General features: G+C 38.5%; 12 protein-coding genes. 9 read left to right on the forward strand and 3 right to left on the reverse strand.

The features are described from left to right. Positions 1 to 10: 10 nt before the first annotated feature. Positions 11 to 1,234 carry a C39 family peptidase gene (locus PT281_RS00585; protein WP_277151092.1) on the reverse strand — a complete coding sequence of 408 codons (1,224 nt, stop codon included), beginning with the start codon at positions 1,232 to 1,234 and terminating at the stop codon, positions 11 to 13. Positions 1,235 to 1,512: 278 nt separating this feature from the next. On the opposite strand from PT281_RS00585, the gene PT281_RS00590 reads away from it, so the two are divergent. From PT281_RS00590 to PT281_RS00615, 6 genes are all read left to right on the forward strand, one after another. After that, positions 1,513 to 2,883 carry an amino acid permease gene (locus PT281_RS00590; RefSeq protein ID WP_277151093.1) on the forward strand — a complete coding sequence of 457 codons (1,371 nt, stop codon included), beginning with the start codon at positions 1,513 to 1,515 and terminating at the stop codon, positions 2,881 to 2,883. A gap of 10 nt (positions 2,884 to 2,893) precedes the next feature. Continuing rightward, the gene (locus PT281_RS00595) at positions 2,894 to 3,481 is read left to right on the forward strand and encodes a M15 family metallopeptidase (protein WP_277151094.1); all 588 of its coding nucleotides are present in this window, start codon (positions 2,894 to 2,896) and stop codon (positions 3,479 to 3,481) included. A 238-nt stretch (positions 3,482 to 3,719) separates the two neighbouring features. Further along, positions 3,720 to 4,610, forward strand: coding sequence for a PRD domain-containing protein (locus tag PT281_RS07820; RefSeq protein WP_277151095.1), 891 nt, complete (start codon positions 3,720 to 3,722; stop codon positions 4,608 to 4,610). A gap of 129 nt (positions 4,611 to 4,739) precedes the next feature. Beyond that, a complete protein-coding gene (locus PT281_RS00605; RefSeq protein WP_277151096.1) occupies positions 4,740 to 6,707 on the forward strand; it encodes a beta-glucoside-specific PTS transporter subunit IIABC in 1,968 nt (655 codons plus the stop codon). A gap of 21 nt (positions 6,708 to 6,728) precedes the next feature. After that, on the forward strand, positions 6,729 to 8,174 hold the full coding sequence (locus PT281_RS00610; RefSeq protein ID WP_277151097.1) for a 6-phospho-beta-glucosidase: 1,446 nt from the start codon (positions 6,729 to 6,731) through the stop codon (positions 8,172 to 8,174). A 13-nt stretch (positions 8,175 to 8,187) separates the two neighbouring features. Next, entirely contained in the window at positions 8,188 to 9,015 is an 828-nt protein-coding gene (locus PT281_RS00615) for a histidine phosphatase family protein (protein WP_277151098.1), read from the forward strand. Between the two features lie 76 nt (positions 9,016 to 9,091). Here the strand turns inward: PT281_RS00615 and PT281_RS00620 are convergent, their stop codons facing one another. Continuing rightward, positions 9,092 to 10,333, reverse strand: coding sequence for an MFS transporter (locus PT281_RS00620; protein WP_277151376.1), 1,242 nt, complete (start codon positions 10,331 to 10,333; stop codon positions 9,092 to 9,094). 135 nt (positions 10,334 to 10,468) lie between these two features. On the opposite strand from PT281_RS00620, the gene PT281_RS00625 reads away from it, so the two are divergent. After that, a complete protein-coding gene (locus tag PT281_RS00625; RefSeq protein ID WP_277151099.1) occupies positions 10,469 to 11,404 on the forward strand; it encodes a cytochrome C5 in 936 nt (311 codons plus the stop codon). A gap of 64 nt (positions 11,405 to 11,468) precedes the next feature. Continuing rightward, positions 11,469 to 11,753, forward strand: a complete 285-nt coding sequence (locus PT281_RS00630) for a hypothetical protein (RefSeq protein ID WP_277151100.1) — start codon at positions 11,469 to 11,471, stop codon at positions 11,751 to 11,753. Between the two features lie 33 nt (positions 11,754 to 11,786). Here the strand turns inward: PT281_RS00630 and PT281_RS00635 are convergent, their stop codons facing one another. Then, positions 11,787 to 13,046, reverse strand: a complete 1,260-nt coding sequence (locus PT281_RS00635) for an MFS transporter (protein ID WP_277151101.1) — start codon at positions 13,044 to 13,046, stop codon at positions 11,787 to 11,789. A gap of 130 nt (positions 13,047 to 13,176) precedes the next feature. Between PT281_RS00635 and PT281_RS00640 the strand changes: the two genes are divergently transcribed. Further along, positions 13,177 to 14,022, forward strand: coding sequence for an Rgg/GadR/MutR family transcriptional regulator (locus PT281_RS00640; protein ID WP_277151102.1), 846 nt, complete (start codon positions 13,177 to 13,179; stop codon positions 14,020 to 14,022).

The following is a 14,022-nucleotide window of genomic DNA, read 5'->3' on the forward strand; positions in this document are numbered from 1 at the left end:
CTTAAATATACTACATAATTTCGATTGCCCATTGTCTAACATTATATGCTTGCATAAAAGTGGATTTTGTCAACCAATAATGACCGTCAATGGGGTCAGAAACATGAAACAAATCTTCACTGAAGCCATCTAATAAGACGGCGTGATTGTTTTTGTAAGTTTTGCCCCATGGGTAAGTGTCTGGGTCTGGCGGCGTGAAATTGGTGGTGACATAAGTTAGAACTGGGTTGCCGCGTTTAATGGCGGCAATTAGTTCTGGCTCACTAGCACCATTCAAGTCACGCAAAGTTGTAAATTTTTGTCCCCAAGTTAATAGCGCTGGCGGAAAAATCGCTTCAAAACGACCGGTTACGTTCTCGTAAGGTGAGCCGCCAAAGCCAAGATATGGATTGTAGTCTGGGGATAGCGGCATCTCATCAATGAAAGTTTGGTAATTCGTTGTTTTCAGTTTGCCTTGATAATGCAGCCCCATTAGTAAAGCAGCAGCTTCACAGCCATTTTGGATACCCCAAAACATTTGGTTAATATTTTCAGTAATAAGCAGCTGCGGCGATTGCGGTTTTAATTGCTGCGGGTAATCATGCAAAAGGCAATCTGTTGTTGGAATAAAAGTATCTGGTCCAATTTGCAGGTATTCATTACCAAATATATCTTCTTTAACTGCTGTGACTGAAAGCGGCTTGTTTGGCTTAATCATGTCGAAATTTTGTCCTAGATGATCGCGGGCAATTGAACCATGAGGATTGATAACTAGAGTTTTGGTTTGGCTTAGATCATGAGCACGCTTGATTAACGGCTCGCCATCAAGCCAGACATCACGTTTTTTAAGCCAAGTGCCATTAGAAGTCATTAACCAAGTTTGGTGAAATAAGTCCTCACCCTGACCGAAAAATTGCAGGCTGCTTGCCAACGGTTGCTGTGTGAGCAATTGGTGCTGGTTAGAATAGGTATTTGTGCCATGTGGGTTTTTGATTTTTCCCCACTTAACTTGAGTAAAAAGGTCAAGCCCACTAAAGTAATTTAATTTTTCAAAATATGCATCATTAAATGATAATAAGCCTTGTGAAGTGTCAAAATAAATCTTTTTCTGATGATTTTTGACCAAATTATTAACTAAAAATTTTTGACCGATTTCACAGGTAGTACTAATTTGCAAATTCTCATTAATTAAAACGGCAGTTTGGTTATTAATAATAATTGTCTGAGGATTATGAAAGTGATAAATGATTTCCATTCAAGACTCCTTCTAAATAATTAAATCTATCATAGCATATTATTTGCAATTAGATTGCATTAAATCAAACAATTATTAATGCAGTATATTGACAAATAGTATGTTTTGCCTTAATCTTTTTTTAAGTTAAATGGTAACGCAATAGAAGTTGCAGGACATTGTCTTGATTATCTAAGGAGCGCTAGCTAATTTGTCTAAAATGATTAAATTTAGTCTCATTGTTTTGTTAGGATAATGAGGCTTTTGTTTGGGTTAGCTTGATTTTAAGAGGTGTTATTTTGAAGGAAAAAAGTGAAGAAAACGCGCCGCAGCTAAAGAAGTCGATTGGCGTGTTTGGTGGTAGTAATATTTTAATTGGGATCATGATTGGCTCAGGGATTTTTTACATTGGGTCATATGTTCTGCAGCGTTCGCAAATGTCAATGGGCTATGCGCTACTTGCATGGTTAATTGGCGGTCTAGTTACTCTGATGGGGAGTTTGTGTTTTGCGGAATTAGGTGCTATGAATCCCGAAACTGGCGGTATCTATGTCTATCTGTCAGATGCTTATTCACCAGTAGTTGGGTATATGTTTACTTTTCAAAGTATGGTGATTGGCGGTCCTGGTTCAATTGCGGCAATTGCGATTGCGCTGCCGATGGCCTTGACAAGCTTTTTCCATTTTAGTGATTTAACAGTAAAAATAATTGCCATTTTGTTAATTATTATTTTCACGGTTGTTAATTACTTTGGTGTTAATGTTGGCGAATGGGTGCAAAATTTCTTCACGGTTTTGAAGGTTTTGCCGCTGGTCTTAATTATTGGCTTAGGTGTCTTCTTTGGTCACTATACGCCGAACTTATCATTGTCGTTTCCTGCTGGTAAAGGCAATGTAGTTGATATTATTCAGATGATCGCCTTTGCGGTCATCGCCTCGCTTTGGGCCTTTGAGGGCTGGACCAACCTCAATACGGTTGCTGGTGAAATGAAAAATCCGCAAAAGAATTTGCCTAAAGCATTAATCTTATCAGTTGGTTTTACAACTATTGTTTACGTGCTGTTCAACTTTGCGATATATCGTTCACTACCAGCTAAGGCAATTGCTAAGTCAATTAAGGCGGGACAATTGTATTTGGGTACTAATGTTGCGCAAACATTCATGGGCTATGCTGGTACGATTTTAGTTGCAGTTACAATGGTTTTGGCAATGATTAGTTCGCTAAATGGCATGATTTTAGCCTTTTCACGTTACTATTATGCCGTTGCCAAAGACGGTTTATTATGGAAAACATTTGAACATATCCATCCCAAATACCGCACCCCAGATCACGGTTTGATTATGCAGATGATTATCTCAATTGCCCTAGTTTTGACTCGGGACTTAAATGAACTTACTTCCTTAGTTGTCTTCAGTGGTGCAATTTTTAACTTGCTGTCAATTTTAGCTGTGCCGGTTTTGCGTTACCGTAAGCCAAATCTTGCTAGACCATATAAAGTTTGGGCTTATCCGTGGACAGTCATCATTGCTGTTATTGCCTTTTTGATTATTTTAATCAATAACTTCTTTGATGATCCGGTAACTTCACTATTAGGTTTACTAATTCCGGCAATTTCTGTTGGTGTTTACTATTACTTTAGACACAAGTATCCAGTTAATGAGTTAAATTAGGGGGTAAGTAATGACTAAAGAGAAAATTATCGCGGCCGCTAAGGCAATTAAGCCCGATCCAGCATTTTTGAATATTCAAACAGTTGATCCATCAATTATCGTGGATTTGAAATATGCCACGATGGATAATTTTACAAGTCATGTGATTTACGATTTTACAACAGCAATTGCTCGTGCTGGTACCGCTAGAAAATTGGGCGTGGCAGCTAAACTATTAAAAGAGCAGGGTTACCGGATTAAAGTTTGGGATGCTTTTCGACCAAGTACGGCTCAAATTAAAATGTACCAAGTTTATCCCCATGATGAATGGGTGGCTGCACCTAATCCTAATTACAGCCATGAAAAGGGGGTTACCTTTGATCTGACAATTACGGATATGGCAGGGAATGAACTCTTGATGCAAAGTGGCTTTGATGATTTTACCGGTAAGGCTTTGCGTTCATATCCACGTACCAAGGAGCAGGAACATAATTACCAAATTTTAGATGATGCAATGGCGAAGGCTGGCTTTCATGGTTATGAAAGTGAATGGTGGGATTATCAAGATGATGATTCTGATTTATATCAGCCAGCACAAGCTGATCCTAATGATTATTAAGTATATATGATTACTTATTTGGTAAATTTAACATAATATAAGTTAGCTATTTATATTAAAAATAATACTGATAAAAAATATGCAAATAACTATTGAAATCGCTTTAATACTGATTTATAATTTTAAGAGTAAATAAGCGTGTTACTGATTCGATCAGGCATTAACCTATAAATAAACAATAACTCATAATTTGCTATTGGTTATTTGTAGGTTTTTTTATTAAAAAGAGGTTAGCAAAGTGAAATTTGTCAAGAATTTTAATAACAATGCTGCTTTAGTGTCTGATGAATCCGGTGTTGACTGGGTTGTAATTGGTAATGGGATCGGCTTTGGCAAAAAAGCTGGCGACGAGATTGATGAGAGCAAGATCAGTCGACGGTTTGTTGCGGTTGAGAAGAATATTGAGTTAGCCAATAGTATCGGTGATATTGATACGCGTACATTAGCACTGACCACTGAGGTTATTCAACTTGCTTCGCAAAAATTGCAAACTAGGTTTTCTGATTATCAATATTTCGCGTTAGCTGATCATATTGATTTTGTGCTTAAAAGAGCTGATGAAGGTATTGACTTGGGTCAAGAAACGGTCCGTTGGGAAATACATAAACTATTCCCCAAAGAGTACGATGCAGCTCTTGCAGCAATTAAGTTGATTGAAGATAAGACAAATTTGACTTTGCCGCGTAGTGAAGCAGTTTATCTGACATATCACTTTATTAATGCTGGTTCTGATCAAACTAAGCTGCAGGACACGATTAAGATTACTAAGTTAATCCATGGTGTCATTGCTATTATCGAGTATCAATATGGGATGCAGCTTGACACCGAATCATTTAGTTTTAACCGTTTTATGACGCATTTACGAGCATTTATGGTTCGACATATTTGCGGTATCAATGATGATAGTGGGAGTGAGCTTGACCGGTCTTTACTGGAATTAATGAAAGTAAAGTATCGGATGGCTTATGACACGGTCTTAAAGATTGGCACTTATTTACAAAAGCAAGCTGGTTGGGAATTGCAGCCTGATGATCAGGTTTATCTGACTTTGCATGTTTGGCGGGTAACGCACAGGCAGAATAGTTCAGAACCTGATGATGAGGCTGAACAATTAACAACCGGCAAATAATATTGTTTATCTGGTGTGTTACTGGTAAGGCAGGCATTAACCCGAGAACATGAGTAAATCCTTTGCTAACAGCTAGGTAATGCTTTTTATGTCCGCGGGTTTTATTTTGTCTATTTTTTAGGAGGAATTATGGCTTACGAAGATTTAAGTCAAAAGATTATCACCAATGTTGGTGGTAAGGACAACGTAGCCAGTGTTGTTCACTGTACAACACGGTTACGCTTTAAGTTGAAGGATGAAAAGAAGGCTAACGATGCTGCAATGAAATCAACCGATGGGGTTATTTCATTGGTTAAATCTGGTGGGCAGTATCAAGTAGTTATCGGTAATAATGTAGCTGATGTTTACGATACTTTGATTAAGGTCGGTGGCTTTTCCGATGGCGGCGAAGTTGATGATGATTATGTTGATACCAGTAATATGAGTATCGCTGACCGCTTTATTGATCTGATTTCTGGTATTTTCAACCCAATCTTAGGACCAATGTGTGCGGCCGGAATGATTAAAGGTTTCAATGCCATGTTCGTTGCATTGGGCTGGGAAGCACAAACTTCAGGTACCTATGTAGTATTAAATGCCATTGGCGACAGTTTGTTCTACTTCTTGCCAGTTATCTTAGGTATTTCTGCTGCTAAGAAGTTTAAGCTTGATGGTTACCTCGGCGCGACAATTGGTGCTGCACTTTGTTACCCAACAATTGTTGCAATGAATAGCAGTAAGACAACTCTGTTCACTTTATTCAAGGGAACAATTTTCCAAGCTCCAATCCACATGACTTTCCTGGGTATTCCGGTAATTTCGATGAACTATACTTCATCAGTTATTCCGATTATCTTGGCTATTTGGTTTGCTTCCAAAGTACATAAATTAGCACGGAAGATTATTCCTGACGTTGTTAAGACATTCCTAGTGCCATTTATGGTTCTGCTGATTACTATTCCAGTAACTTTTATCGTAATTGGACCAATTGCTACTTGGCTTGGTAATGCAATCGCTGCTGGTGTTAGTGCCGTTTACAACTTCAGCCCAATCTTAGCTGGTGTTCTGATGGGTGCATTCTGGCAAGTATTCGTTATCTTTGGTGTTCACTGGGGCTTTGTTGCCGTTATGATGACCAACATTGCAGCTATGGGTTATGACCCAATCTTAGGTTTATCACTTGCTGCATCATTTGCCCAAACTGGTGTTGTAGCTGCTATTATTTTCCAAACTAAGAACGAAAAGACTCGTAGTTTAGCTATTCCGGCTGTTGTTTCAGGAATCTTTGGTGTTACTGAGCCAGCTATTTATGGTGTTACTTTACCGCGTAAGAAGCCGTTCTACATCAGTTGTATTGCTTCCGCAATCGGTGGTGGTTTAATCGGAATGTTTGGTACTAAAGTTTACATTATGGCCGGAATGGGAATCTTCTCAATTCCAGACGCAATTAGTAAAAATGGTATCGACATGCGTGTTTATGGTTTGATTATTGCCATGGCAGTTGCTACTGTTTTAGGTTTTGTAATGCAGATGTTATTCGGTAAGAGTAGTGTTGATGCTCCGCTTGATGGTGAAGCAGTTCCTGCTGGCGCAGCCGTTGCTGAAGGTAACGCTAACGCTGAAGTTGAAACCATTGCTAATGATGAAGCTGCTGATACTGCAGTTAAAGCTGAAGTAGTTGCTGCCCCATTAAATGGTACAGTTGTTGATTTAAAAGATGTTAAAGATAAAGTATTTTCAAGTGGTGCCATGGGTCAAGGTGCCGCAATTGAACCAAGTGAAGGCAAAGTTTATTCACCAGTTAATGGTAAGATTGCCATGGTCTTCCCAACCGGACATGCGATTGGCTTAAGATCTGATAATGGTGCCGAAGTAATGATCCATATTGGTATGGATACAGTTGAACTTGATGGTAAGGGCTTTAAGACCTTAGTTGAAAAGGATCAAACTGTTAAAGTTGGCGATCCATTAATTGAATTTGACATTGCTGCCATTAAAAAAGCCGGTTATGTTGTTACAACTCCAGTAATCGTAACTAATTCAAAGGACTATAATGATGTTAAGGTGCTTGCAGATGGTCAAGTTAAGGCCACTGACGCCTTTATTGACTTAAAATAGTTACAGAAAGGTTAGATAAAGATGGATACAAGTAATTTTCCGAAAGACTTTTTATGGGGTGGCGCTACTGCTGCCAATCAATTAGAAGGAGCTTATCAAGAAGGCGGTAAGGGGCTATCACTACCTGATGTTTTGCCAGGTGGTAAGGAACGGATGACTGTTGTTAATGCACCTGATTTTGACTTTACGATTGATCCTAAGCGCTTCTATCCTAACCATATTGGGATTGACCACTATCACCATTTTAAAGAAGATATTGCACTGTTTGCAGAGATGGGCTTTAAGTGTTACCGCTTTTCAATTGCATGGTCTAGAATTTTTCCTAATGGTGATGAAACTGAACCTAATGAAGAAGGTTTGAAGTTTTACGATGCCCTAATTGATGAATGTTTGAAATACAAGATTGAGCCTGTAATTACCATTTCGCACTATGAATTACCATTGAACTTGGTTAAGAAGTACGGTGGCTGGAAGAACAAGCAATTAATCGACTTTTATGAGCGGTTTGCTCAGACAGTATTAACTCGTTATCATGATAAAGTTAAATATTGGATGACTTTTAACGAAATTAACAGTGCTGCGCACTTCCCAGTAATGAGTCAAGGTCTAGTTGCTTCTAACGGTGCTAATGATAAGAAGAATATCTATCAAGCATGGCACAACCAATTTGTTGGTAGTAGTAAAGCTGTTAAGATTGGTCATGAATTAGATCCTGATTTAAAGATTGGCTGCATGATTTTATATGCTACTACTTACAGTTATGATTGTGATCCTAAGAACCAATTAGCTGCATTGCAAGATAACCAAGCCAATAACTTCTTCTGTGCTGATGTTCAAGTACGCGGTCACTATCCAGCTTACACTAAGAGTTTACTAGCTCGTAATGGGGTTAAGTTGAGCGATCTTGACTACACTCAAGAGGAATTAGATCTATTAGCTAAGTATCCTGTTGATTACATTGGTTTTAGTTATTACATGTCATCAGTTGTTGATGTTACTCATGAAAAGCAAGAAACAGTTAATGGTAACTTAATGGGCGGTGTTAAGAACCCATTCCTGAAGAGTAGTGATTGGGGCTGGCAAATTGACCCAACTGGATTACGAATTGCTTTGAACCAATTATCTGATCGTTACCAAAAGCCTGTCTTTGTCGTTGAAAATGGTCTTGGTGCAATTGATAAGCCAGATGAAAACCACTATGTCGTTGATGATTACCGCATTGATTATTTACGTGAACATATCGAAGCAATTTCAGGCGCGATTGATGATGGTGTTGATGTCATGGGTTACACGCCATGGGGCTGTATTGACTTAGTCAGTGCTTCAACTGGTGAAATGTCCAAACGTTACGGCTTTATCTATGTTGATGAAGACGATCATTGTGAAGGCAGTTTTAAACGTTATAAGAAGAAGTCATTTGACTGGTATAAGCAGGTAATTGCTTCTAACGGTCAAGATTTAGGATAACTGGTAAATAATTATGAAAAAATGGATGAAAGCAGTTGTGTCATTCATTAGTGTATTTACGCTCTTTTTAGTTGGAACAAACGAAGTGTCTGCTAAGAGCAGTAAGGCAAATAAACCAGTAGTTATTTATTTAACTCGTCATGGTGAAACTACTGCTAATGTAATGCACTTAGCTCAAGGCTGGAGCGATTATACTCTAACTGATAATGGTGTTAAGGGTGCTCAATATCTGGGAATGGGATTGAAGGGCACCAAGTTTAAAGCTGCGTATTCTGGTGATTTAACTCGTCAGGAAAAGACAGCTCAAGGTGCTTTGGACTATTCTGGTAATAAGAAGATCAAATTACAGATTGATTGGCGGCTTCGTGAATGCAATTATGGTAGTTATGAAGGTCGTCCAGATATTGCTAAAAATGTTCCTGAAATTGCAGCTTATTATGGTTACAGCAGTACTGAAGACTTTCAGGCTAAGACTGGTAAATTATTCCAAAATAAGATGCAAGATGGCTACTATGCTTTAGATCAAGCTAATAAGTTAAATACTACTCTGCCGCAACAATATCGCGCAGAGCAGTCAACCGCGGTTCAAAAGCGAATGACGGAAGCATTAACTGCTATTGCTAAAAAGTATCAAAAGAAGGGCGGTAATGTCCTTGTAGTTAGCTCAGGAATGTCGATTAATATGTTCTTGTCTGCTCAAGACTACCCAGAATATCAAGGCGTTGGGATAGCTAATGATGCTGTTACTAAGTTGACTTATAAAAATGGTAAATTTAAGTTAGCAGGACCAATTGGCGATTTGAAATATTTCAATGCTGGTAAAGAGATAGCTGATAAGTAATAAAATTTTACAAAACCCTTTCAAAAAAGAAAAAAAGTCTAGTCACAGAATAATTGTGACTAGACTTTTTTGATTGCTATTTATGTTGTTTTTTCAAAGTGAAGAAAATGATCAGAATGAAGTTGATTAGTAGGGTAAAGCCGGTTGTCCAAAAGACCGTGGCGTAATTGAAGACACCAGAGATAATTGAGCCCATCATGGAGCCGAAGACGGAACCAACGGCTTGGAATGACTGATTATAACTAAAGATCCGCCCGAAACTTTCTACTGGTGTATTGAGTGTTAAGACTGTTTGCGCTGCTGGTAACATTGCTGCACTGGCAATACCTAGCAAAAATCTTAATCCTGCAAGGATCCATGGTGAGTGGGTGAGGGCCATTGGAACGAAAAGAATGGCACCAACAATTAATCCTAAGCGTAAAATTTTCAATGGTCCAATTTCATCCATTTTGTGACCAACGCGAGAAGCGGCGAGCAGTGTCCCTAGACCCGGAGTTGCCGCGACGATGCCGGCAACAAAGGCAATATTCTTGCTGTTGGGCATCATTGATTTGACATAAAGAGAAACAATGGGGTCAATTGACATGTTAGCTGCTTGAACGAGCAAGGTAGTAACAAACATGACAACAATTAGCTTAATGTTTGGTAACTCGTGCATGATTTCGCCCATTGGTTTCATTTCTTCACGAGAAATCGGGGTAAATTCTTCGCTAACTAGGAACGTAGATCCAATAAAGACTAGTAACATTAAGAAGCCAGTGATAAAGAAGGGAATTCGATATCCCCACACGCCGCCGAGCCAATTACCGAAGAAACTGGATAAAACGCCGCCAAGTAGTGGACCGACTAAGTTGCCGGCAGTTCCGGCAGTCATCATTTGGCTCATTACCCAACCGCTGCGTTGGTGGGGTGTTTCACCAGCAATTAATGCCGTGGCGTTATTGATGTATCCGGAAAACGCGCCTTGAATAAACCGCATGACGATAATATAAATAGCGTTGGGTGCAAACCCGGTTGCGGTAATGGTTAAAGCCATCACACCGGAGGCCCGCATACACATTAGCTTGCGTCCCTTGCGGTCAGCAAGGTTGCCCCAATAAGGCGAAACGATTGCCTGCGCAATGAAGGTCATAGCAAAGGCTAGTCCAGAATATAGGTTGATTTGCAACTTACTGTAGTGACCAAGGTCCGCGATAAATAAAGAAATAAAGGGCATTGTCATTGAATAGCCCATACCTGTAATAAAGCAGCCAAGCCAGAGGGTATAAAATGATTTATGCCATCCAGCTGGTAACTTGTAAGATTTTGTCAAAATGATCCATCCTTCTATATTAATTAAAAAAATATTAATCCTTTTTATTTTAGCACATAAAAATTGCTAAAAATTTACTAAAAACAAGAAATTTGACTGTTAAACATGGTAGGATAGTGTTTCTGAAAGGATGGGTACATTATGGGGAAAGATCCACGCATAACAAGGCGTGAATATCGCAAACGATATGTCGAAAGTGAAACAGATAGAGAAAAAGTTGTCCAACAAAGTGTTGAGACCAAGCATTATTCATTGCGCGTGCCGACACGTACGAATTATCGTCATTTAAAGTTGAATTTTTGGGAAATTTTTTCTGATCGCCCGTATATTGCTGTTGCGATTATTGTCTTGGCAATTTTCTTCATTATGGCAAAATTATGGTGGCTGTTAGTTCTGTTATTAGTGCTGGTCGTAATTGGCATTTATCTTATTGGTCGCAGCCATCATCCTGACCGCGTTCTAAGTCTGGAATTTAAGTTAAAAGCATCGCGCAAACTTAGTATGCTGCGGGCATTACAGTTTGGTGGGGCAATTGTTATCTTCTTGGCAACATATATGAAAAAAGTAGTCAATGTCGACTTTTCGTCTGCTGGATCAACTGACGGTTTTCAAATTGTGCAGGGACTATTATCTGATCGCGGCGGCGTGTATGGGCAACAAGGTTCATATTTTTTGAATTTGCTTAATACACTAACTGGCGGTCAATTGTGGGGAACATATCGTTACGCGACAAATAGCGCGCAAATGATGAACAGCAATGCAGGACGCTGGATTGTAATTTGGGTATTGCTATTAATGATTGCCCCAGCATTTTGCGTGTTGGCGCAGTTCTTTAGAGAGCCGTATTCGCGCAATACAATGTTAGTTGCGTCAGGCATAACTACGATTAGCTTTATCTTAACGCCGACTTTGATGCGGAAATGGATTGTGGCGTATGCCACGGAAAATCAGATGTCTCAAGTGCAGGCACAGGCGGCAGTGAGTGTTGGACCAATGGCCTATGTGGCAATGGGCTGTGCCTTGATGGTGTTAATAATTTCAATTTACCGTGTGATTAAAAAAGACCGCTTTGAATAAAATTGCCTTTTGCTCAAGAAACTATTAAAATAATATTATTTTAATAGTTAGGGAGTGGTCGATAATGGACTTTGACGAAATGGTAAATCTGGCATTAAAGCCAGACGGCAATTTAAAATTAATTCTAAAAGGTAATGTTGAACAGGTAAATGATGAACCGCTAGGCGTTGTTGCGGTAGTTTATCTGACAAGTGATGCTCAATTGGCTAAAAAGAAATTTACCGAATTAAATGAAAATAAAACAGCTGACGAATTTTATATGGTTTATAGTTGTCCACAAGATACGTATTTGCCAACTTTAGGTCATTATCCTTCGCTTGAAATTTCTAGAGCAGATTTAGGCATGTAAAAAGACGAGAATTTAAGTTCTCGTCTTTTTTGTTTAGTCAATATTTGATTCTACTGCTGGTGTTGGCTTGTGTGTCTTCTTCATTACGTACAGAATAATTGCAAACACAAGGACACTAACAATGATTAGACCAAACAGGGCATAGTTGATTCCCACCGTACTGGTAATACTGGTAAAAATCGTGGTCATTAAAGGACCAGCAACTTGTAAAATTGTATTTAAAGCACCGATTGAGGACGATAAGATTGTATGATCAACCGAAGATACTAGCCACTGTGTCATTTTTGGATTAGCAACACCAGCAAAGAAGCCGAGAACAGAGCCCAAAATTAAACAGCTAATTATATTTTTGCTAAAAATTGCTAATATCATGCCGACACTAAAAACAGTGTCAATTAAAGAAATCATAAATAATGAGGTTTTCTTAAACAGCGTGGTACCTATGGCACTGCCAAGAGCCATTCCGATTGAATCAACAGCACCAACTAGAGCGATGGTAAAACTGTAAGTACCAATTATCATACTTTTATTACCAGCAATTACAATAGAAATTAATGGTTCAAGTGCCATCAAAATACCATTTAGTAAAGCAATAACTGAGATAACAGTTAGTAGCCCGTTGGCTTTTTTAACTTGGCTAAAGGATGATTTGAAAGTAGACCAAAAATTTTGGTTATTGACTTGGACATTTTGATTAGGGTGGTCTTTAAGATAGCTGTGACCAACACTGGCATAGAGCAAGCCCGCACATAAAAAGGTTAAGGCGTTAACGATTGCTAAGTTAGAATATGATAGAAATAGTAGTAAGCCAGAGCCTATAAATTGGGCAACTGTTGAAATAACTTGTGAAATACCGCTAGAAAATCCGGTAGCTTCAGATATTTCGTTTTGACCAACCAGATCAACAATTAGTGGCGTTGCTAAGCCGCTTGAATACATACCCGAAATGTCAGAGATGAAGTTGATGCCAATAACGATTAGAACCAAGTTCCAGCCGGCAATGTTAGTGACAAATAGTAACCCGACGATCAGATAAAGAACGAAGCGAATAATTGCTAGCCAAACAATCATTTTGAATTTGTTTTTAGTTCTGTCAGCGTAATAGCCGCTTAGACTTTCGATTAATCGCGGAATACCTTCAGTAATTGAAATTAATGAGATCGCCAGCGTGTAATTATGCAATTTGCTGGCATAAGTCATTAGTGCCAAGTAGAACAGAATGTCGCCAGCAGTTGATAACCAGCTGGCAAGTGTTAGTTTACGAAAGTTTTTATTCTTTAAGAAAATGCCCATAATTGATAACTCCTTTTTTCATTTAACATATATTTAGTATATTTGAGTTAAAATAAATTAAAGGGGAAGTGTCGTATTTGACACAAACTTGCGTATTCGCAAGTTGATTAAGTTAGGGAGCATTTAACAAGTGACAATTGGAGAACTATTAAAAAAGTACCGGCTAGAGAGCCTAAAAACACAAAAAGAGTGGGTTGGTGACATTGTTAGTCCCTCTTATTATTCTAAAGTCGAGAAGAATATTCATCGGATTACGGCAGAGGATTTATTACAGCTACTAAAATATAACAATGTTTCATTGGCGGCGTTTTTTAAGCAGCTTAATCAGGAGCAGGAAACAGAGCAAGAACAAGAGGAACAGCTGTTTAACTTGGCACAGGAGGCTAATTATAAAAATTCTGTCGCAGATTTGCGTAAATTAAAACGAATTTTTAAGGAAAGTAATTTTGCGGATAAGGAAGAGCGAATTGTCTACATTGATGCGGAAATTGCGGAAATGACCGACCAAAAACTACCAGTAGAAGAAGAGCAAACTTTGAAGCAGTTAATTTTTAAGGTTGCGGATTTTAATGAAGATAATCTGCGGCTGTATTGCAACTATATGATGGCAATTTTTGATATTGACAGTAATTTGATTATTGCTAAAAGGGTAGTTAAGCAGTTTATTAATTCTCCCAAATGGAAACTGCAAGCAATTATTTTAGCAATTATTGCCAATATGATAATCCAGTGCATAGAAAATAAGCGCGAAGATGAAGCGGACTTTTTTATTGAAAGCGCCCAGCAGGTTACAGTTATCCCAGAAAACTTCTTTTATAAGAACATCTTGCAGTTTATGGCGAATATTATCAGATATCATCAAACTGGCGATGAAAAGTTATTAACGCAATGTCAAACAGTGATTGCTAATTTGGCTTTTACAGGGATGCCTGAATATAGTAAGCAGCTGCATAAATTTTATTTAGAAAATAAGTAA

Source organism: Lactobacillus sp. ESL0701 (assembly GCF_029433445.1).
Taxonomy (GTDB): domain Bacteria; phylum Bacillota; class Bacilli; order Lactobacillales; family Lactobacillaceae; genus Lactobacillus.